At 69.6% G+C, this 19,885-nt stretch carries 13 protein-coding genes; 9 read left to right on the top strand and 4 right to left on the bottom strand.

Going from position 1 to position 19,885, the window contains the following annotated elements:
- Nucleotides 1-64: 64 nt before the first annotated feature.
- The 8 genes from glmS (at nt 65) to ACTWQD_RS05530 (ending at nt 12,697) form a co-directional block, all read left to right on the top strand.
- Nucleotides 65-1,957 carry a glutamine--fructose-6-phosphate transaminase (isomerizing) gene (gene glmS / locus ACTWQD_RS05565; RefSeq protein WP_443195179.1) on the top strand — a complete coding sequence of 631 codons (1,893 nt, stop codon included), beginning with the start codon at nt 65-67 and terminating at the stop codon, nt 1,955-1,957.
- Between the two features lie 4 nt (nt 1,958-1,961).
- Nucleotides 1,962-2,309: a holo-ACP synthase gene (locus ACTWQD_RS05560; protein ID WP_443195178.1), complete on the top strand. Its 348-nt coding sequence runs from the start codon at nt 1,962-1,964 to the stop codon at nt 2,307-2,309.
- A 63-nt stretch (nt 2,310-2,372) separates the two neighbouring features.
- Nucleotides 2,373-3,887: an NAD(P)H-hydrate epimerase gene (locus ACTWQD_RS05555; RefSeq protein WP_443195177.1), complete on the top strand. Its 1,515-nt coding sequence runs from the start codon at nt 2,373-2,375 to the stop codon at nt 3,885-3,887.
- Between the two features lie 92 nt (nt 3,888-3,979).
- The gene (glgX, locus tag ACTWQD_RS05550; protein WP_443195176.1) at nt 3,980-6,232 is read left to right on the top strand and encodes a glycogen debranching protein GlgX; all 2,253 of its coding nucleotides are present in this window, start codon (nt 3,980-3,982) and stop codon (nt 6,230-6,232) included.
- Nucleotides 6,229-8,556 carry a malto-oligosyltrehalose synthase gene (treY, locus tag ACTWQD_RS05545; RefSeq protein WP_443195175.1) on the top strand — a complete coding sequence of 776 codons (2,328 nt, stop codon included), beginning with the start codon at nt 6,229-6,231 and terminating at the stop codon, nt 8,554-8,556. Before glgX ends, treY begins: the two co-directional genes overlap by 4 nt.
- 42 nt (nt 8,557-8,598) lie before the next feature.
- Complete coding sequence (treZ, locus tag ACTWQD_RS05540; protein ID WP_443195174.1) at nt 8,599-10,392, top strand: malto-oligosyltrehalose trehalohydrolase; 1,794 nt, start codon at nt 8,599-8,601, stop codon at nt 10,390-10,392.
- 13 nt (nt 10,393-10,405) lie between these two features.
- Nucleotides 10,406-11,443 (top strand): L-glyceraldehyde 3-phosphate reductase, encoded by a 1,038-nt coding sequence (gene mgrA, locus ACTWQD_RS05535; RefSeq protein WP_443195173.1) that lies wholly within the window; start codon nt 10,406-10,408, stop codon nt 11,441-11,443.
- Between the two features lie 168 nt (nt 11,444-11,611).
- Nucleotides 11,612-12,697, top strand: a complete 1,086-nt coding sequence (locus ACTWQD_RS05530; protein WP_443195172.1) for an inositol-3-phosphate synthase — start codon at nt 11,612-11,614, stop codon at nt 12,695-12,697.
- 22 nt (nt 12,698-12,719) lie between these two features.
- Here the strand turns inward: ACTWQD_RS05530 and ACTWQD_RS05525 are convergent, their stop codons facing one another.
- The 4 genes from ACTWQD_RS05525 to ACTWQD_RS05510 form a co-directional block, all read right to left on the bottom strand.
- Complete coding sequence (locus ACTWQD_RS05525; protein ID WP_443195171.1) at nt 12,720-13,694, bottom strand: DUF559 domain-containing protein; 975 nt, start codon at nt 13,692-13,694, stop codon at nt 12,720-12,722.
- Nucleotides 13,695-13,818: 124 nt separating this feature from the next.
- Complete coding sequence (locus ACTWQD_RS05520) at nt 13,819-15,564, bottom strand: formate--tetrahydrofolate ligase (RefSeq protein WP_443195170.1); 1,746 nt, start codon at nt 15,562-15,564, stop codon at nt 13,819-13,821.
- Nucleotides 15,565-15,623: 59 nt separating this feature from the next.
- Nucleotides 15,624-16,910 (bottom strand): D-inositol-3-phosphate glycosyltransferase, encoded by a 1,287-nt coding sequence (mshA, locus tag ACTWQD_RS05515; RefSeq protein ID WP_443195169.1) that lies wholly within the window; start codon nt 16,908-16,910, stop codon nt 15,624-15,626.
- 160 nt (nt 16,911-17,070) lie between these two features.
- A complete protein-coding gene (locus ACTWQD_RS05510; RefSeq protein ID WP_443195168.1) occupies nt 17,071-18,519 on the bottom strand; it encodes a family 4 glycosyl hydrolase in 1,449 nt (482 codons plus the stop codon).
- Between the two features lie 80 nt (nt 18,520-18,599).
- Here ACTWQD_RS05510 and ACTWQD_RS05505 point away from each other — a divergent pair, with 80 nt between their 5' ends.
- Nucleotides 18,600-19,691 (top strand): PfkB family carbohydrate kinase, encoded by a 1,092-nt coding sequence (locus ACTWQD_RS05505; protein ID WP_443195167.1) that lies wholly within the window; start codon nt 18,600-18,602, stop codon nt 19,689-19,691.
- Nucleotides 19,692-19,885 lie beyond the last annotated feature (194 nt).

Genomic DNA, 19,885 nt, shown 5'->3' with positions numbered 1-19,885 from the left:
GTGCACGCGTCACGGGCCGCTGGTCCTACGTCCGCCGTCCGGGAAACCCGCTAGGCTTGAGACCATGTGTGGAATCGTTGGATATGTGGGCCACTCCGCTGGCCGGGTAAATACTGGACATAACGCCCTGGACGTTGTCCTTGAAGGACTGCGGCGCCTGGAGTACCGGGGCTACGACTCTGCCGGCATCGCCGTTGTAGCTGACGGTGCAATTTCGTCCCGCAAGAAGTCGGGCAAACTGAGCAACCTGGTGGCCGAACTCGAGGCCAGCCCGCTGCCGGACTCGATGACCGGCATCGGCCACACCCGCTGGGCCACCCACGGCGGCCCCACGGACCAGAACGCGCACCCGCACCTTTCCGACGGGGACCGCCTGGCCGTGATCCACAACGGCATCATCGAAAACTTCGCCGAGCTCAAGCAGGAACTGCTGCGCAAGGGCGTCACGTTCCGGTCCGAGACCGACACGGAAGTAGCCGCCGCGCTCCTGGGCGACATCTACCGGAACCAGCTCGGCGGCGACGTCTCCAACGGCGGCCTCACCAAGGCCATGCAGCTGGCCTGCCAGCGCCTCGAAGGCGCCTTCACCCTTCTCGCCGTCCACGCGGACCAGCCCGACGTCGTCGTGGCCGCCCGCCGCAACTCCCCGCTGGTGGTGGGCCTGGGCGACGGCGAGAACTTCCTGGGCTCCGACGTCTCCGGCTTCATCGACTACACGCGCCGCGCCGTGGAACTTGGCCAGGACCAGATCGTCACCATCACGGCGGACACCGTGGAGATCACCGACTTCTACGGCGCCCCGGCCGAAGGCAAGGAATACCACGTCAACTGGGATCCGGCGTCGGCGGAAAAGGGCGGCTTCCCGTCCTTTATGGAAAAGGAAATCCACGACCAGCCGGACGCCGTGCTGCAGACCCTGCTGGGCCGCTCGGACATCAACGGCAAACTCACCCTGGACGAGCTCCGGATTGATCCGGAACTGCTCAAGAGCGTGGACAAGATCATCGTCCTCGCCTGCGGCACGTCCGCGTACGCCGGCCAGGTCGCCAAGTACGCGATCGAGCACTGGTGCCGGATCCCCACCGAGGTGGAGCTCTCGCACGAATTCCGCTACCGCGACCCGATCGTGGACCAGAACACGCTGATCGTCTCGATCTCCCAGTCCGGCGAGACCATGGACACGCTGATGGCCGTCCGCTACGCCAAGGAACAGGGCGCCAAGACCGTCTCGATCTGTAACACCAACGGCTCCACCATCCCGCGTGAATCCGACGCCGTGCTCTACACCCACGCCGGCCCGGAAATCGCCGTCGCCTCCACCAAGGCCTTCCTGGCGCAGATCACCGCCGCCTACCTCCTGGGCCTCTACCTCGCCCAGCTCCGCGGCAACAAGTTCCAGGGCGAGATCAAGGACGTCCTCGCGGACCTCAACAAGATCCCCGCCAAGATCCAGCAGATCCTCGACAACGAAGCGCAGATCAAGGAACTCGGCCAGTCCATGGCCGACGCCAAGTCCGTCCTGTTCCTGGGCCGCCACGTCGGCTTCCCGGTGGCCATGGAAGGTGCCCTCAAACTCAAAGAGCTGGCTTACATCCACGCCGAGGGCTTCGCCGCCGGCGAGCTCAAGCACGGCCCGATCGCGCTGATCGAAGAGGGCCAGCCCGTCTTCGTGGTGGTCCCCTCGCCGCGCGGCCGCGACTCGCTGCACTCCAAGGTGGTCTCCAACATCCAGGAAGTCCGGGCCCGCGGCGCCAAGACGATCGTGATCGCCGAGGAAGGGGACGAAGCCGTCAAGGCCTACGCCGAGCACGTCTTCTACATCCCGGAGACCCCCACCCTGCTGGCCCCGCTGCTCAGCACCGTCCCGCTGCAGATCTTTGCCCTCGCCCTGGCCTCCGCCAAGGGCTACGACGTGGACCAGCCTCGCAACCTGGCCAAGAGCGTGACCGTAGAATAGCGCCATGATCGTTGGCATTGGCGTAGACGTCGTAGACATTGAACGGTTCGGCCGGCAGCTGGAGCGCACCCCCGGGCTGCGCGACCGGCTGTTCGTCCCCGCGGAACGCGAACTGAACACGCGGTCCCTGGCTGCCCGGTTCGCCGCCAAGGAGGCCGTGGCCAAGGTCCTGGGCGCTCCGGCCGGCATGAACTGGCAGGACTGCTGGATCGGGCTGGACCAGAACGGTCCCACCGTCCAGGTCAAGGGCACCGTGCTGGCCGTGGCGGAGTCGAAAGGCGTCAAACGCTGGCACGTCTCGATGAGCCACGACGGCGGCATTGCCACGGCGACGGTGATCGCCGAAGGCTAGGCCCGTCCGGCCCGGCCCTCGCCGGGCTTCCCGCAGCGACTGCACCGAGAACGGACCGCACCCATGATCAGCGCCTATACCGGAACCCAGATACGCGAGGCTGAGCGGCCTCTCCTGGACACCGGTATGGGCGCTGTTCTGATGCAGCGGGCAGCCTACGGGCTGGCCAACGCCGTGATCCGGGAACTCCGGTCCCGCGGCCACCGCCTCTACGGCGCCAGCGTCACCGTGCTGGCCGGCAAGGGCAACAACGGCGGGGACGGCCTGTTCGCCGCCGCCATGCTGGCCGGCCGCGGCATGCGGACGACGGCGGTTCTCACCGCGGGGGAGGCCCACCCGGAGGGGCTCGCGGCTTTTGAGAAGGCCGGCGGCCGGGTGCTCCGGCTGGACGAGGAGAACACGGGCGAGGCGGCCGCGGCCGCCTCGCGCACCGGCGTCGTCATCGACGCGGTGCTGGGCACGGGCGCGCAGGGCGGCCTCCGCGGGCCCGCCGCCGCGCTGATGGAGGCGCTGGAACGCTCCCGGCCCGGTCTCGTGCTGGCGTGCGACATTCCCAGCGGCGTGGACGCCGGCACCGGAGAGGCCCACCTGCCGGTACTCCCCGCGGACCTGACCGTCACCTTCGGCGCCGCCAAGGCCGGACTGCTGGCCGATCCCGGCGCGGACTTCGCAGGCAGAGTCCAGGTCATCCCGATCGGAATCGAGGCCGGCTTGACCCGGCCCGCCCTGCGCCGCCTCGAGGCAGCGGACCTGTCCGCACTGCTGCCGCATCCCGGCCGGCGCTCCCACAAGTACTCCCGCGGCGTCCTGGGCGTAGTGGCCGGTTCCTCGCGCTACCCCGGAGCGGCCGTGCTGGCCTGCCGCGGCGCGCTGGCGGCCGGTGTGGGCATGGTGCGCTACCTGGGTCCGCCGGACGTGGCCGACCTGGTCCGCCAGTCCTGCCCTGAGGTGGTGTGCGGAACCGGCAGCCCCGCCGACGCACACGTTCAGGCCTGGCTCCTCGGCCCGGGGCTGGACGAGGAAGCCCACCAGCAGCTGGACCGCGTCCGCGCCGCCGCGGCCACCGGACTGCCGGTGGTGGCCGACGCCGGTGCGCTTCCCGCCCTGCCGCAACGGCTTGACCCCGGCACCGTGCTGACCCCGCACGCCGGCGAACTGGCTGCGCTGCTGGGCCGTTATGGCGCGGACCCGGAGCGCGGCAGCGTGGAGGACGCCACCCTGGCCGCGGCCCGGCAAGCCAGCGACCTGACCGGCGCCACGGTGCTGCTCAAGGGCGCCACCACCCTTGTGGCCGCACCTTCCGGCGCCGTGTTCAGCCAGGCCGAGGCCAGCCCCTGGATGGCCAGCGCCGGCAGCGGCGACGTCCTGGCCGGCGTGCTGGGATCCCTGCTCGCCCAGCTGGCCGAGACCACCGGGACCTTCAGCGCCCGCGGCATCACACGCCCGGACCGGTGGGCCGCCGTCGCCGCGATGGCAGCCAGCCTGCACGGCCGCGCAGGCTCCCTGGCCTCCGGCGGCGGCCCGCTCACGGCGTCGGCCATCGCGGAATCCCTGCCGGAGGTGATGGCACGGCTGTAACAATCGCGCGCGCACTGCACCCGCTGTCAATTAGTAACATTACTTACAAGTAGTCTGTCTAGAGATTGTCCGCATCAGCACGAGGAGAACACATGGAAGTCTGGCCCGGAACGGCGTACCCGCTGGGAGCCACCTTTGACGGAACCGGCACCAACTTTGCCCTGTTCAGCGAACGAGCGGAACGGGTGGAACTTTGCCTCCTCGCCGATGACCTGACTGAGACGCGGATCGAGCTCACCGAAGTGGACGGCTACGTGTGGCACTGCTACCTGCCGCAGATCCAGCCGGGGCAGAAGTACGGCTACCGCGTGCACGGCCCGTACGAACCGGAAAACGGCAACCGCTTCAACCCGAACAAGCTGCTGATGGACCCTTACGCCAAGGCCGTCCAGGGCCAGATCGACTGGGACCCCGCGCTCTTCACTTACGAATTCGGTGACCCCGACTCCCGCAACGACGCCGACTCGGCGCCCCACACCATGCACGGCGTGGTCATCAACCCGTTCTTCGAGTGGGACGGCGACCGTCAGCTGCGCATCCCGTACCACCAGTCGGTCATCTACGAGGCGCACGTCAAGGGCCTCACCGAGCTCCACCCGGAGGTCCCCGAGGAACAGCGCGGCACCTACGCCGGCGTCGCGCACCCGGCGGTCATTGAGCACATGAAGAAGCTCGGCGTCACCGCCATCGAGCTCATGCCCGTCCACCAGTTCGTCAATGACGGCACGCTCCAGGAGAAGGGCCTCAACAACTACTGGGGCTACAACACCATCGGCTTCTTCGCCCCGCAGAACACCTACAGCTCCACCGGCGACGTCGGGCACCAGGTGCAGGAGTTCAAGGCCATGGTCCGCGACCTGCACCGTGCCGGCATCGAAGTGATCCTGGACGTGGTCTACAACCACACCGCCGAAGGCAACCACCTGGGCCCCACCCTGTCCTTCAAGGGCATCGACAACCAGGCCTACTACCGCCTGGTGGACGACGACATGAAGCACTACATGGACTACACCGGCACCGGCAACTCCCTCAACGTCCGGCACCCGCACTCCCTTCAACTCCTCATGGACTCCCTGCGCTACTGGGTGACGGAAATGCACGTCGACGGCTTCCGCTTCGACCTCGCCTCCACGCTGGCCCGCGAGTTCTACGACGTCGACAAGCTCTCCACCTTCTTCGAACTCATCCAGCAGGACCCGATCGTTTCCCAGGTCAAGCTGATCGCCGAGCCCTGGGACATCGGTCCCGGCGGCTACCAGGTGGGCAACTTCCCGCCGCAGTGGACCGAATGGAACGGCAAGTACCGCGACACGGTCCGCGACTTCTGGCGCGGCGAACCCTCCACGCTGGGTGAATTCGCCTCCCGCCTGACCGGCTCTGCGGACCTGTACGAAAGCTCGGCGCGGCGCCCCGTGGCCTCGATCAACTTCGTCACCGCCCACGACGGCTTCACCATGCGCGACCTCGTGTCCTACAACGAGAAGCACAACGACGCCAACGGTGAAGGCAACAACGACGGCGAATCCCACAACCGCTCCTGGAACTGCGGTGAGGAGGGGGACACGGACAACGACGAGGTCCTGACGCTCCGCGCCCGCCAGCAGCGCAACTTCATCGCCACCCTGCTGCTCTCCCAGGGCGTTCCGATGCTGCTGCACGGTGACGAGCTGGGCCGCACCCAGGCCGGCAACAACAACACCTACTGCCAGGACTCCGAGCTGAGCTGGATCCACTGGGAAGCCATGGACCAGCCGCTGGTGGAGTTCACCGCCTTCGTCAACAAGATCCGCCACGACCACCCGACGTTCCGGCGCAGCCGCTTCTTCGACGGCCGCCCGGTGCGCCGCGGCGAGGGCGAGAAGCTGCCGGACATCGTGTGGCTGAAGACTGACGGCACCGAAATGCTGCCGGAGGACTGGGGCAGCGGCTTCGGCCGGACCATCGGCGTGTTCTACAACGGGCACGGGATCCAGGAACAGGATTCCCGCGGCCGCCGGATCACCGACGACAACTTCCTGATGGCGTTCAACGCCCATGACGGCGACGTGGACTTTGTCCTGCCCACCGAGGAGTACTCAAAGCTCTGGGACGTGCTGGTGGACACCTCGGACCAGACCGGTACCGAGGAACCGCTCCGCGCCGGTTCGGTGCTGAAGCTCGCCGCCAAGTCCATGGTGGTGCTCCGGGCGCACTCCGGCCCCGAGGTGGAAGTTGACTACTCCGCAGCCGCGTCGCTGGCCTCCATGGCCGAGCACGAGGAAGCCTTCGAGGAAATGGCGGAGGCCCAGGACGAGGCCGCCGACAAGGTTTCCGACGCGGCTTCCGGGAAGGCTGCCGCCGAATGAGGACCCCCGTCTCCACCTACCGGCTGCAGATCCGTCCCGGTTTCACCCTCCAGGACGCAGCCCAGACCGTGCCCTACCTGAAGGCACTCGGCGTGGACTGGCTCTACCTCTCGCCGATCCTGACAGCGGAGGAGGGCTCCGACCACGGCTACGACGTCACCGACCCCGCCGCGATCGACTCCGACCGCGGCGGGCCGGAAGGCCTGGCCGCCGCGTCGGCTGCCGCCCGGGAAGCGGGAATGGGGGTGCTCGTCGACATTGTGCCGAACCATGTCGGCGTCGCCACCCCCGCCCAGAACCCGTGGTGGTGGTCCCTGCTGAAGGAGGGGCAGCAGTCCCGCTACGCCCAGGCGTTCGACGTCGACTGGGACTTCGGCGGCGGCCGCATCCGCATCCCCGTGCTGGGATCGGACGCGGACGTTGACGCCCTCGAGGTCAAGGACGGGGAACTCCGCTACTACGACCACCGCTTCCCGCTGGCTGAGGGCAGCTACACCGAGGGGGATGACCCCCGCGAGGTCCACAACCGCCAGCACTACGAGCTGGTGGGCTGGCGCCGGGCGGACAACGACCTGAACTACCGCCGGTTCTTCGCCGTCAACAGCCTGGCCGGCATCCGGGTGGAGCTTCCGGAGGTCTTCGACGAAGCGCACGCCGAGATTGTCCGCTGGTTCCGCGAGGGCCTGGTGGACGGTCTCCGGATCGACCACCCGGACGGTCTGGCCGATCCAGCGGGGTACCTGCACCGGCTCCGGGAGGCCACGGGCGGCAGCTACCTGCTGATCGAGAAGATCCTGGAGCCGGGCGAGGTGCTTCCGGCCGGCTTCGACTGCGAGGGGACCACGGGTTACGACGCCCTCGCGGACGTGGACCGGCTCTTCGTCGATCCCGCCGGGCAGGAGGCCCTCGACGCGCTCGACGCCGACCTGCGCGGCGGCGAGGTGCCGGACTACGAGGAGATGATCCGGGGCACCAAGCGCCGGATCACGGACGGCATCCTGCACTCGGAGATGCTCCGGCTGGCGCGGCTGGTGCCGCCCGCGGCCGGGCTCAGCAGCGAACTCGCCGCGGACGCCCTCTCGGAAATCATTGCCGCCTTCCCGGTGTACCGCAGCTACCTGCCCGACGGCGCCGACGTCCTGAAGGAGGCGTGCGCCCTCGCGGCCCGCCGCCGCCCCGATCTGGACGACGCCGTCGGCCGCCTGCTCCCGCTGCTCCTGGAGGCCGGCCCGGAGGACAGCACCGAGCTGGGGCGCCGCTTCCAGCAGACCTCGGGCATGGTCATGGCCAAGGGCGTGGAGGACACCGCGTTCTTCCGCTACACCCGGCTGGGCACCCTGACGGAGGTGGGCGCCGATCCCACCGAGTTCGCTGTGGCACCGGAGGAGTTCCACCGCCGCATGGCCCGCCGCCAGGCCGAGATTCCGCTGTCCATGACCACGCTCAGCACGCACGACACCAAACGCAGCGAGGACACCCGCGCCCGGATTTCCGTGCTCGCCGAGGCGGCCCCGGAATGGCGGGCCGCCCTGGCCCGGCTGCAGGAACTGGCGCCGCTGCCCGACGGGCCGCTGGCCAACCTGCTGTGGCAGGCCATCGCCGGCGCCTGGCCCGCGGACCGGGACCGGCTGCAGTCCTACGCGCAGAAGGCCGCCCGCGAGGCCGGCAACTCCACCGACTGGCTGGACCCGAACGAGGACTTCGAGAAGAAGCTTGCCGCCGCCGTCGACGCGGCCTTCGACAACGACGCCGTCCGGGCGGAACTGGAATCCCTCGTGGAGCTGGTGGCACCCTACGGGGCCATCAACTCGCTCGGCGCCAAGCTGGTGCAGCTGACCATGCCGGGCGTTCCGGACGTCTACCAGGGCACCGAGTTCTGGGACCGCTCGCTGACCGACCCGGACAACCGGCGGCCGTTCGACTACGGCGCCCGGCGCGCGGCCCTGGCCGCGCTCGACGCCGGCGACCGCCCGGCGTCGTACACCGACGACGCCGCCAAGCTCCTGGTCACCTCGCGCGCCCTGCGCCTGCGCCGGGACCGTCCCGAGCTCTTCACCGGATACCTCCCCGTGAAGGCAACCGGGCCGGCGGCCGGGCACCTGGTCGCGTTCGAACGCGGCACCGACGCGGGCGCCGGGGCCCTCACCCTCGCCACCCGGCTGCCCCGCGGACTGGAACAGCGCGGCGGCTGGCAGGACACCGCCGTCGAACTGTCCGCCGAAATGACCGACCAGCTGACGGGGACGGCCTTCGGCCCGGGACCCGTGCCGGTGGCGGACATCCTGCGCCACTACCCGGTGGCGCTGCTGGTGCCCGGCGCCTGACGCACGCACTGACAACCTGATATTGGGGAACGGAAGAATGCCATGACCTTGCCTGCACACGGATCCGAACGCTTCAACGTCTGGGCCCCGGACGCGCAGACCATCACGCTGCTCGCCGGCGGCCGGGAGTACCCGATGAGCCGGGTCCCCGGCGCCGCGGACGGCGCTCTGTCCAACGCGGACGGCTCCGGCGGCTGGTGGACCGCGCCGGACGCCCCCGCTGCCGGGGACGTGGACTACGGCTACCTGATCGACGGGGACACCACACCGCTGCCGGACCCCCGGTCCCGGCGGCAGCCCGACGGCGTCCATGCCCTGTCTCGGACGTTCGACGCCGGCAGCCACGACTGGGCGGACGGGCAGTGGCAGGGCCGGGACCTGCAGGGCGCGGTGATCTACGAGCTGCACGTGGGCACCTTCACCCCCGAGGGGACGCTGGACGCCGCCGCCGGAAAGCTCGGCTACCTGGCGGAGCTCGGCATCGACTTTGTGGAGCTGCTGCCGGTGAACGGCTTCAACGGCACCCACAACTGGGGCTACGACGGTGTCCTCTGGTACGCGGTCCACGAAGGCTACGGCGGGCCCGCCGCGTACCAGCGCTTCGTCGATGCCGCCCACGCCGCCGGGCTGGGCGTCATCCAGGACGTGGTCTACAACCACCTCGGGCCCAGCGGGAACTACCTTCCCCGGTTCGGCCCGTACCTGAAGTCGGGGGAGGGGAACACGTGGGGCGACTCCGTGAACCTCGACGGCCCCGGCTCCGACGTGGTGCGCCGCTACATCCTGGACAACGCCGCGATGTGGCTGCGGGACTACCACGTGGACGGGTTGCGGCTCGATGCCGTGCACGCCTTCAAGGACGAGCGGGCGGTCCACCTGCTGGAGGACTTCGGTGCGCTCGCGGACGAGGTGGCCACGGAAACGGGGCGGCCGGCGACGATGATCGCCGAGTCGGACCTCAACGACCCGCGGCTGCTCTACCCGCGGAACGTCAACGGGTACGGCCTGGCCGGGCAGTGGAGCGATGACTTCCACCACGCCGTCCACGTCAACGTCAGCGGCGAGACCACGGGCTACTACGCCGACTTCGACTCCATGGAGGCCCTGGCCAAGGTCCTGGTGGACGGGTTCTTCCACGACGGCAGCTACTCCAGCTTCCGCGGGCGGCACCACGGCCGGCCCATCAACGCCCGCTTGGTCCACCCGGCCGCGCTGGTGGTCTGCAGCCAGAACCACGACCAGATCGGCAACCGGGCCACCGGCGACCGGCTGTCCCAGACCCTGGGCTACGGGCAGCTGGCGCTCGCCGCCGTCGCGACCCTCACCTCGCCGTACACGCCGATGCTGTTCATGGGCGAGGAATACGGCGCCACCACGCCGTGGCAGTTCTTCACCTCGCACCCGGAACCGGAACTCGGGAAGGCCACGGCGGAGGGCCGGATCCGGGAGTTCGAGCGGATGGGGTGGGACCCCGCCGTCGTGCCCGACCCGCAGGACCCCGAAACCTTCACCCGCTCCCGGCTCAACTGGGACGAAGCCGCGCAGGGCCACCACGCCCGCCTGCTGGAGCTGTACCGCCAGCTCATCGCGCTGCGGCGCGCCACGCCGGAGCTGTCCGGTCTCGGCTTCGAGGACACCGCCGTGGCGTTCGACGAGGCCGAGCGCTGGCTCCGCCTGCGCCGCGGCAGCGTGGAGGTGGCGATGAACTTCTCTGCCGAAGCGCGCAGCCTCGCCGTGGCCGGCGCCTCGGTGGCGCTCGCCACCGACGACGGCGTGCGGCTCGCCGCCGGCCAGCTGGACCTGCCGGGCCACAGCGCCGCCATCATCTCCGAATAGGACAGGACTTCCCATGACTTACGTTGCAGCAGAGACCCGCTATGACTCCATGCCGTACCGCCGTGTGGGCCGCAGCGGGCTGAAGCTTCCCGCCGTTTCCCTCGGCCTGTGGCACAACTTCGGCGACGACAAGGCCTTCGAGGTCCAGCGCGCCATCCTGCGCCGCGCCTTCGACCTCGGCGTCAACCACTTCGACCTCGCCAACAACTACGGGCCGCCCGCCGGATCCGCCGAAACGAACTTCGGCCGGCACCTGCGGGACGACTTCGCCCCGTACCGCGACGAGCTCATCATCTCCACCAAGGCCGGCTACAACATGTGGCCGGGCCCGTTCGGCGAATGGGGCTCCCGCAAATACCTGCTCGCCAGCCTCGACCAGTCCCTGACCCGGATGGGCCTGGACTACGTGGACATCTTCTACAGCCACCGCCCGGACCCGGAGACACCCCTGGAGGAGACCATGGGGGCGCTGGACCACGCGGTCCGTTCCGGCAAGGCCCTGTACGCGGGCATCTCCTCCTACACCCCGGAGCAGACCCTCGAGGCGGCCCGCATCCTGAAGGAGCTGGGCACCCCGCTGCTGATCCACCAGCCCAGCTACTCGATGCTGAACCGCTGGACCGAGAACGGCAGCCCCAACCTGTACGAAGCCCTGGACCAGGTGGGTGCCGGGTCCATCGCGTTCTCGCCGCTGGCCCAGGGCATGCTCACCGACCGGTACCTGCACGGGATCCCCGCCGATTCCCGCGCCGCGCAGGACAAGTCCCTGGACGAGGACAGCATCACCGAGGACAAGCTGGCCCGCGTCCGGGGGCTCAACCGGATCGCTGAAGGCCGCGGGCAGTCGCTCGCGCAGATGGCCATCGCCTGGATCCTGCGCGAACAGGGCAAGGGCTCCGCGGTGACGTCCGCCCTGGTGGGGGCATCCAGCGTCCGGCAGCTCGAGGACAACCTGGCCGCCATCAACAACCTGGACTTCACCGCCGCGGAGCTGACGGCGATCGATGAGTTCGCCGTCGAGTCCGACATCAATCTGTGGGCCCAGAAGTAACAGGCCGCACCTCCCTGTAAGACAGGCTGCGCGGCGGGCGGGAACAATCCGGGCCGCCGCGCAGTTGATTAGAATGCTAAAGGCGCCGTTGGGCGCCGTGCCCGCTGCCGCCGTCGTGCATCAGAGTACTTCCGCCGGGCACATGACGTTGTCCCTTAAAGGAGTTCCGTGTCTTCACATCCGATTCGTGTTGCAATCGTCGGCGTAGGTAACTGCGCCGCCTCGCTGGTCCAGGGCGTTGAGTACTACAAGGACGCCGACCCCAAGGCCACGATCCCCGGCCTGATGCACGTGGAGTTCGGCCAGTACCACGTGGGCGACGTGAAGTTCGTCGCCGCGTTCGACGTCGACGGCAAGAAGGTGGGCCAGGACCTGTCCGACGCCATCCTGGCCAGCGAGAACAACACCATCAAGATCGCCGACGTGCCGCCGTCCGGCGTGACCGTGCAGCGCGGGCCCACCCTCGACGGGCTCGGCAAGTACTACCTCGAGACCATCGAGCAGTCCCCGGAGGAGCCGGTCGACGTCGTCCAGGCCCTCAAGGACGCCGAGGTTGACGTGATGGTGTGCTACCTGCCGGTCGGGTCGCAGGAAGCCGCAGAGTTCTACGCCCAGTGCGCCATCGACGCCGGCGTGGCGTTCGTCAACGCCCTGCCGGTCTTCATCGCCGGCACCAAGGCGTGGGCGGACAAGTTCACCGCGGCCGGCGTCCCGATTGTGGGCGACGACATCAAGAGCCAGATCGGCGCCACCATCACGCACCGCGTCATGGCGAAGCTGTTCGAGGACCGCGGCGTCACCCTGGACCGCACGTACCAGCTGAACGTCGGCGGCAACATGGACTTCAAGAACATGCTGGAGCGCGACCGCCTCGAGTCCAAGAAGATCTCCAAGACCCAGGCCGTCACGTCCAACGTGGAAGCCGACCTGGCCGCCAAGGACGTGCACATCGGCCCGTCGGACTACGTCCAGTGGCTCGATGACCGCAAGTGGGCCTTCGTCCGCCTGGAAGGCCGCAACTTCGGCGACGCCCCGGTGTCCCTGGAGTACAAGCTGGAGGTCTGGGATTCGCCCAACTCCGCCGGCGTGATCATTGACGCCATCCGTGCCGCCAAGATCGGCCTGGACCGCGGCATCGGCGGCCCGCTGCTCTCGGCGTCGAGCTACTTCATGAAGTCCCCGCCGGAGCAGTTCAACGACGACCTCGCCCGTGAAAAGGTCGAGGCCTTCATCCGCGGCGACCTGGAGCGCTAACCCCCTTTTCCGTGTTGCCCTATCACTTGTGGTGGTCAAACCCCTGGTTTGGACCCGATAAGTGATAGGGCAACCGGCGCTTAACGGGGGGCAAGGCTGCCCGGACACGCCGCGCGGCTCCGCGGAAGTCATCGGCCAGATCGTTGGCGTTGAATTTGAAGTAGCGCCAGCCTGCTGCGTTGAACGCCTCGTCCCGTTGGTTGTCGCGGGACTGCTGTTCGCGGGTGAGGTGGTGGCCGCCGTCGTACTGCATAGCGACTCTCTGCCTGCGGTAGCCGAGGTCCGCAGGAGGGGAGTAGGGGTCATCCGGCAGGATCCTGACCTGGAGCTCAGGCTCCGGGAGCCCGGCCGCAGTCAACGCCAGGCGAAGGAACGTTTCCGGTGCCGAGTCGGAGCCCGGCCGGACCAGTTCCAGCGCCTGGCGTGCTTTCACGATTCCCTTGAGTTTCGGGTGCCTCCCGAGCAGCGCCGCGAGGCGGAGACGTGTGGTCCAGGGCTCCGTGCGGTACTCCAGCCCGGGATGCGGCTGCCGCACCAACTGGTCTCCGATCGCCACGAGGTCCTTCAGCGGCAGCGTGTGGGCCAGGTCCAGCCAGGTGCGGGCAGGCGTCGAAATCCGGATCCCGTCCCAGTCCATGAGTTCGTCGTCGAACACCAGCACTGTATGCCCCACCACGCCGTGACGGCGCACCTGCGGCAGGGCTCTGGGCTTGCTGAGATGAAGTTCCCGGCACCCGCTGTACCAAGGCGGGAGCCACAGCCCCAGCAGGACCGCGGCCGTGAGGTGGGAAATCCAGGCGCCCGGGGTCGCAGCAGACAAGGCACGGGCCAGCCCGCGGAGTTCGAACTCCCAGCCGGCCGGCAAGTACAGCAACCGGCCGGCGGTGGCGAGATCGGAGGAACGGAGCCGGTTGTTGCCGATCGTGGCGGCCCGGGCTTCGTAGACGGTGAAAGGGGCCGACGCGAGGTGGGCCGGCAGGGCAGCTGGTGGGCGCATGCCGACCATTCTGATCCGAAGTCCGCATCCCCGCTTTGGTTATCCACAGAAGCCTGTTGCGCTATCACTTGTAGGGGCCATTCGGCGGGAATGGCCCCCAAAAGTGATGGATCAAGCGGGAGGGTCAGAAGAGGCCGACGGGGTTGCCCTCGGCGTCGACGTCCATGCGCATGGCGGCCGGGACTTTCGGCAGCCCCGGCATGGTCATGACGGCGCCGGTGAGGGCCACGATGAAGCCCGCGCCGGTCTTGGGGATGAGGTCGCGGACGTGCACGGTGAACCCCTTCGGGGCACCGAGCTTGGTGGCGTCGTCGCTGAAGGAATACTGGGTCTTCGCCATGCACACCGGGAAGCCGGACCAGCCGTTCTTCTCGATCTCCGCGAGCCGCTTGAGCGCCGGGACGGAGAAGTCCACCCCGTCAGCGCCGTAGACCTCCTGCACGATGGTGCGGATCTTGTCCTCCACCGACATTTCGAGCGGGTACAGGTGCCGGAACGTGTGCGGCGCCTCGATCGCTGCGGCCACCTTCGCCGCGAGCTCGTCCCCGCCGTCGCCCCCGCCTCCGCGGCCCCAGACGTCGGCCACCGCCGCCTGGACGCCCTCCGCGGCGCACCAGTCCAGCAGCCAGTCCAGCTCTTCCTTCGTGTCCGTGCCAAACCGGTTGATCGCCACCACCGGGGTGATGCCGAACTTCTCCACGTTCCGCACGTGGCGCTGCAGATTGACGACGCCGGCCGCCAGCGCCTCCACGTTGGGCTCCTTGAGCTGGTCCTTGGGGACTCCGCCGTGCATCTTCAGCGCCCGGACGGTCGCCACCACCACGACGGCGGACGGGGCGACGTCGGCGACGCGCGACTTGATGTCCATGTACTTCTCCGCGCCCAGGTCGGCGCCGAAGCCCGCCTCGGTGACCACGATGTCCGCCAGGCTGTGGGCCGTCTGGGTGGCGATCAGCGAGTTGCAGCCGTGGGCGATGTTGGCGAACGGCCCGCCGTGGACCAGCGCCGGGGTCCCGGCGATGGTCTGCACCAGGTTCGGTTTGATGGCGTCCTTGAGCAGCATGGCCAGGGCCCCCTGCACACCCAGCTGGGCCACCGTGACCGGCTGCCGGTCGTGGGTGTAGCCGAAGGTGATGCGGCCCAGCCGCTCCCGGAGGTCGGCGAGGTCCGTGGCCAGGCAGAACACCGCCATGATTTCCGAGGCCACGGTGATGTCGAAGCCGTCCTGCCGGGGGATGCCCTGCGTCGGGCCGCCGAGGCCGATCACCACCTCCCGCAGCGACCGGTCGTTCATGTCCAGCACCCGTTTGAAGGTCATCCGGCGCGGATCGATGTTCAGCTCGTTGCCCTGGTAGATGTGGTTGTCCACGAGGGCCATGAGGGCGTTGTTCGCCGACGTGACGGCGTGGAAGTCGCCGGTGAAGTGCAGGTTGATCTCGTCCATCGGCAGTACCTGGGAGTAGCCGCCGCCGGTGGCTCCGCCCTTCATGCCCAGGATCGGGCCGAGGGAGGGTTCCCGCAGGGCGATCATCACCTTGTGCCCGGCCCGGGCGAGGGAGTCCGCCAGCCCCACGGTGGTGGTGGACTTGCCTTCGCCGGCGGGGGTGGGGGACATGGCCGAGACCAGCACCACCTTGCCGGGGGCGCGCCGCGTGCCGCCCGCCGTCGGACCCGTGAGCTTTGCCGGATCGATTTTCGCCTTGTACCGGCCGTGGAAGTCCAGGGCTTCGGCGTTGATCCCGGCCGCCGCGGCGATCTCCTCGATCGGCCGCATCGTGGCGCGCTGGGCGATCTCCAGGTCGCTCAGGGCAGACGCCGCAGGCGCAACCGCGCTCCGGGCAGCGGATCCGGAATTCGTGGGTTCAGACATCGTTGTCCTTTGGCTCGTGGCGCCGGCGGGTGGTCCGGCCCAGTGATTTCAGGCCGCTGTTACCGGCCCAGGGTTCCGGTGACGGGCGTGTGGCCCACCGGAATGGTCAGGTTTCCAAAATACTGGCTCAATGCCGTGTGGTAGCTCTCCAGCGTGATGGCGGCGGTCCGCTGCCAGCCGAACTCCTGCGCGTGCAGCGCGGCGGCGCGGCCCATGTCCTCACGGGTGGCGGGGTCGTCGTGCAGGGCCTCCAGGGCGTCGGCCCAGTCGGCGGCCTTGTGCCCCTCCACGAGCATCCCGGTGCGGCCGTCAAAGACGGCACGGGACAGCCCGCCCACCTTGGTGGCCACCACGGGCGTTCCGCAGGCCTGCGCCTCGAGCGCCACCAGGCCGAAGGACTCACTGTAGGAGGGCATCACCACGACGTCGGCGGACCGGTACCAGCCCGCCAGCTCCGGTGCGCTGACCGGCGGGTGGTGCGTGACGACGTCGTCCATTCCGGCAGCTTTGATCAGCGCTTTCAGGTCGAAGTCCTTGGACCCGCTGATGGCGCCGACAATGGTCAGCTGCAGGTCGATGTCCGGGCGCCGGGCGCGCAGCAGGGCGGCGGCCTTGACCAGGATCTGCGGGCCCTTGAGGCGCTGGATCCGGCCGGCGAAGAGCAGGTGGAACCGGCCCGGCGGGATCCCGTGGGCGGCCCGGGCGCGGCTGCGGAAGGACGGCGTGAACGTGGTCAGGTCCACGCCCGGGGGCGCCACGTCGATGCGGTCGTTGTCCGCGTTGTAGTGGGAGACCAGTTCCGCCGCCTCGGTGCCGGTGTTGGCGATCAGCCGGGTGGCGCCGTCGACAATGCGATGCTCGCCGTCCTCGCGCCGGCGCGGTTCGGGCTGCTCGCCGGCTGCCAGCAGCAGGTTCTTCACCTTCGCCATGGTGTGCATGGTGTGCACCAGCGGCAGTCCCCACAGGGTTGCGAGCTCAAGTCCGGCCACGCCGGACACCCAGTAGTGCGAATGGATCACGTCGTAGCGGCCGTGCGGCTGGCTCTGCCGGATCCGGTCGATTTCTGCCACCATGCTGTGCAGCAGCTCGGGCAGTTCCTCCTTGGGGAGCTTCCGGGGCGGCCCGGCCATGACATTGTGCACACAGACGCCGGGGGAGGGATGTTCGACGGCGGCCTGGCCGGCGGACGTGGAGCGGGTGAAGATTTCCACCTCGACGCCGGTCTCGGCGAGGGCCGCGGCGAGCGCGCGGATGTAGACGTTCATGCCCCCGGCGTCGCCGGACCCGGGCTGCTCCATCGGGGAGGTGTGCAGGGAGAGGAACGCTACCCGGCGGATCAGCGACATTGTTCTCTCCCTCCCTCGGACAGGTCCCGGGGGACATGTCCGTTCTTACACTGCCGGAACTGCATTCGATCAAACACTACTCCTGAACGCCGCGCCGGTTCAGAGGCGGGCGGGCGGCGCCGGTCACAGGCCCGGGCCGGTGCTTCCTGAGCGGGCCCCGTCAGTCCCGGAAAAGCTCCTGCAGTTCCGGGAACGCCGCCTCGTACCCGGCCAGCAGCTGCCGCGCGAGGTCCCCGGGGCCGGCCAGGGGGTGCCCGGCGAACGCCGCCAGGGCCGCTGCCCGGCGGTCCGGTCCCGTGGTGCCGGGCCTGCGGCTTGCGGCTGTCACGACGAGCCGCTCGACGTCCTTGACCTGCCGGAGCAGGGCCAGCTGCGCCGGCGCCGGGCGGTCCTGCCGCAGGGGCTCGACACCGCCGGAGGTCACCCGGCAGGGAACCTCGACGACGGCATCCGCGGGCAGTCCCGGGATGGCCGCCGCGGCGCCCGGGCCGGGGCCGCCGTCGTCGGGACCCGCGACGCCGGTGCCGGGGCCGCCGTCGGCTGCGGTGTTGCGGGTGTTCAGGATCAGCTCGGCCGGGCCGCCGCCGGAGAGCGCCCGCATGGCCGCGAGGGCCACACGCTCGTAGCCGCCGCCGGCCAGGTCCGTCTCATCCCGGCGCTCGCCGGCCTGCCGGGCCTCGGCGAGATAGCCCTCCTCGCGGGAGCGGCGCGCCGCGTCCCACAGCGGGTAGGCCTGCCGCCCGGCGGCCGCGAGCCGCGGATAGAGTTCGGCCTGCTGCCGGTCGATCGATTCGCCGCGCGTGGTGGGGGAGGACCGGATACCTGCCAGGGCCTGCCCCGTCTCGTAGTAGTAATAGAGGTACTCGTTGGGCAGGCACCCCAGGTCCGCGAGGAAGCGCTGCGGGAACAGCCGCCCCTCCTCGAAGCCCGCCAGCGCCTCGGCGTCTGCAAGCAGCCCGGGCAGCACGTCCCTGCCGCCGGACTCCAGGCGGTACAGCCAGCCCAGGTGGTTCAGGCCGTAGTACCCGACGCCGTCGAGCCGGTTGGCGGGCAGCTCAACGCCGGCCGCGGCCGCCGCCCGGTACACCAGCCCGCCGGCCGAATCACAGATGCCGACGACCTTGTGCCCCAGCACCGGAATAAGGGCTTCGGTGACCATGCCGGCCGGGTTGGTGAAATTCAGCAGCCATGCGTCGGGGCAGCGGCGCCGCATCTGGGCTGCGAGGTCCAGCATGCGGGGGATGGACCGGAGCGCGTAGGAGATCCCGCCCGCCCCCGTGGTCTCCTGGCCCAGGAGCCCCCGGTCCAGGGCCACCCGCTCATCGGCCGTCCGGCCGGCGGTCCCGCCCGGGCGGATCGCGGCGAATACCATGTCGGTGCCGTCCAGTGCCTCGGCCAGGGACGTGGTGGCACGCACCGCGGGGGCGGTGCCGGGGGTCGCGTCCTGCCGCGCGTAGGAGTCCAGGACGGCGGTGATGGCGGCGAGGCGGCCGGGATCGACGTCGTACAGCACCAGCTCCCGGACCAGCCCGGCGAAGGGTCCTGAACAGAGTGCCCGGAAGACCAGCGGAACGCGGAACCCGCCGCCGCCGGCAATCATCAGCCGCATGCCGACAGTCTATGCACTGTGCTGGGCCGGGCCCGGGGAATGCCTTTGCAGCGCTACCCGGACGGCGTAATGTGCGGGGTATGGACGCGATTCCGACGCGGCGTTTTGACCCGCTTTCCGCCGTCCGGACTCCGGCGGCGGAGGGCTTCGACCTGCTGCTGACCGGGACTGTTTTCCAGGACATCATCTTCACCGGCCTGCCCCACGCGCCCGTCGCCGGGACCGAAATCTGGAGCGACGGGATGGGCAGCTGCCCGGGCGGCGTGGCGAACCAGGCGATCGCCGCGGCCCGGCTGGGCCTGCGGACCGGGCTGGCGGCCGCGTTCGGCGATGATGGCTACGGCGACTACAACTGGAAGATCCTGGCGGTGCAGGAGCACGTGGACCTGTCCCTGTCCCGGCGGGTGGCGGGCTGGCATTCCCCGGTGACGGTGTCCCTCAGCGTGGACCACGACCGGTCCATGGTGACCCACGGGCACGCGGCCCCGGTAACGTCCAGCGAGCTGATCGGCTGCCCGCCGTCGGCCCTCGCCGCGGTGGCCGAGCTTGGCGAGGAAGTGGAACCGTGGGCGCTCGATGCGCACAAGGCGGGGGTGCGGCTGTTCGGTGACGTCGGCTGGGATCCGACCGGTGCGTGGTCCTCGGCCCGGCTGGATAACCTGCGGTACTTCCACGCCTTCATGCCGAACCAGCACGAGGCGATGGCCTTCACCGGTCACGACAATCCGTGGGCGGCCCTCTACGCACTGGCGGACCGGGTGCCGGTGGCCGTGGTGACCCTGGGGGCCCAGGGGGCGATGGCCGTGGACTCCGAGACCGGCGAAGAGGAGTGGGTGCCGTCGCTGCCGGTGTCCGCGTACGATCCGACGGGCGCCGGGGACTGCTTCGGGGCCGCGTTCATCGTCGGGTGCCTGGCCGGGTGGCCGCTCGGCGACCGGCTGCGGTTCGCCAACCTGTGCGCGGCGCTCGCCGTGCAGGAGGTGGGCGGTTCGCTGGCGGCCCCGGGCTGGGGCGACATCGCCGACTGGTGGCAGCGCGCCAACGCCCGGAAGGAACGGCAGGGCAGCCAGTGGCTCCGGCGCTACCGTTTCCTCGAGGACATCATCCGCGACGTGCCGCAGGAAGCGCAGCGCCGGGCGACGGCGACCATCGCGCACCTTTCCGACGCGTAGCCCCCCACTGGACATGCCCTCCCTGTGAGTCAGAGAGCGGACATGATGCCACTATGCCCGGTGCTGGTCGCGAAGAATGGGCATGTCCCGTGGAGGGGTTGTGCCGTGGTGCGGGTGGCCAGGGGGCATGCCCTGTCTGCGGGGCGGGGAGCGGACATGATGCCACTATGCCCGTTGGTGGCCGCGAAGATTGG

Source organism: Pseudarthrobacter sp. 1C304, assembly GCF_052245515.1.
In the GTDB taxonomy this organism is placed as follows: Bacteria; Actinomycetota; Actinomycetes; order Actinomycetales; family Micrococcaceae; genus Arthrobacter.
Note: the sequence above shows the minus strand (reverse complement) of the source record. Positions and strands in the feature narration are given on the sequence as shown.

Excerpts from the sequence above, each read along its gene's own strand:
- glmS (WP_443195179.1), top strand. The coding sequence starts at position 65 with ATGTGTGGAATCGTTGGATATGTGGGCCACTCCGCTGGCCGGGTAAAT.
- ACTWQD_RS05560 (WP_443195178.1), top strand. The coding sequence starts at position 1,962 with ATGATCGTTGGCATTGGCGTAGACGTCGTAGACATTGAACGGTTCGGC.
- ACTWQD_RS05555 (WP_443195177.1), top strand. The coding sequence starts at position 2,373 with ATGATCAGCGCCTATACCGGAACCCAGATACGCGAGGCTGAGCGGCCT.
- glgX (WP_443195176.1), top strand. The coding sequence starts at position 3,980 with ATGGAAGTCTGGCCCGGAACGGCGTACCCGCTGGGAGCCACCTTTGAC.
- treY (WP_443195175.1), top strand. The coding sequence starts at position 6,229 with ATGAGGACCCCCGTCTCCACCTACCGGCTGCAGATCCGTCCCGGTTTC.
- treZ (WP_443195174.1), top strand. The coding sequence starts at position 8,599 with ATGACCTTGCCTGCACACGGATCCGAACGCTTCAACGTCTGGGCCCCG.
- mgrA (WP_443195173.1), top strand. The coding sequence starts at position 10,406 with ATGACTTACGTTGCAGCAGAGACCCGCTATGACTCCATGCCGTACCGC.
- ACTWQD_RS05525 (WP_443195171.1), bottom strand. The coding sequence starts at position 13,694 with ATGCGCCCACCAGCTGCCCTGCCGGCCCACCTCGCGTCGGCCCCTTTC.
- ACTWQD_RS05520 (WP_443195170.1), bottom strand. The coding sequence starts at position 15,564 with ATGTCTGAACCCACGAATTCCGGATCCGCTGCCCGGAGCGCGGTTGCG.
- mshA (WP_443195169.1), bottom strand. The coding sequence starts at position 16,910 with ATGTCGCTGATCCGCCGGGTAGCGTTCCTCTCCCTGCACACCTCCCCG.
- ACTWQD_RS05510 (WP_443195168.1), bottom strand. The coding sequence starts at position 18,519 with ATGCGGCTGATGATTGCCGGCGGCGGCGGGTTCCGCGTTCCGCTGGTC.
- ACTWQD_RS05505 (WP_443195167.1), top strand. The coding sequence starts at position 18,600 with ATGGACGCGATTCCGACGCGGCGTTTTGACCCGCTTTCCGCCGTCCGG.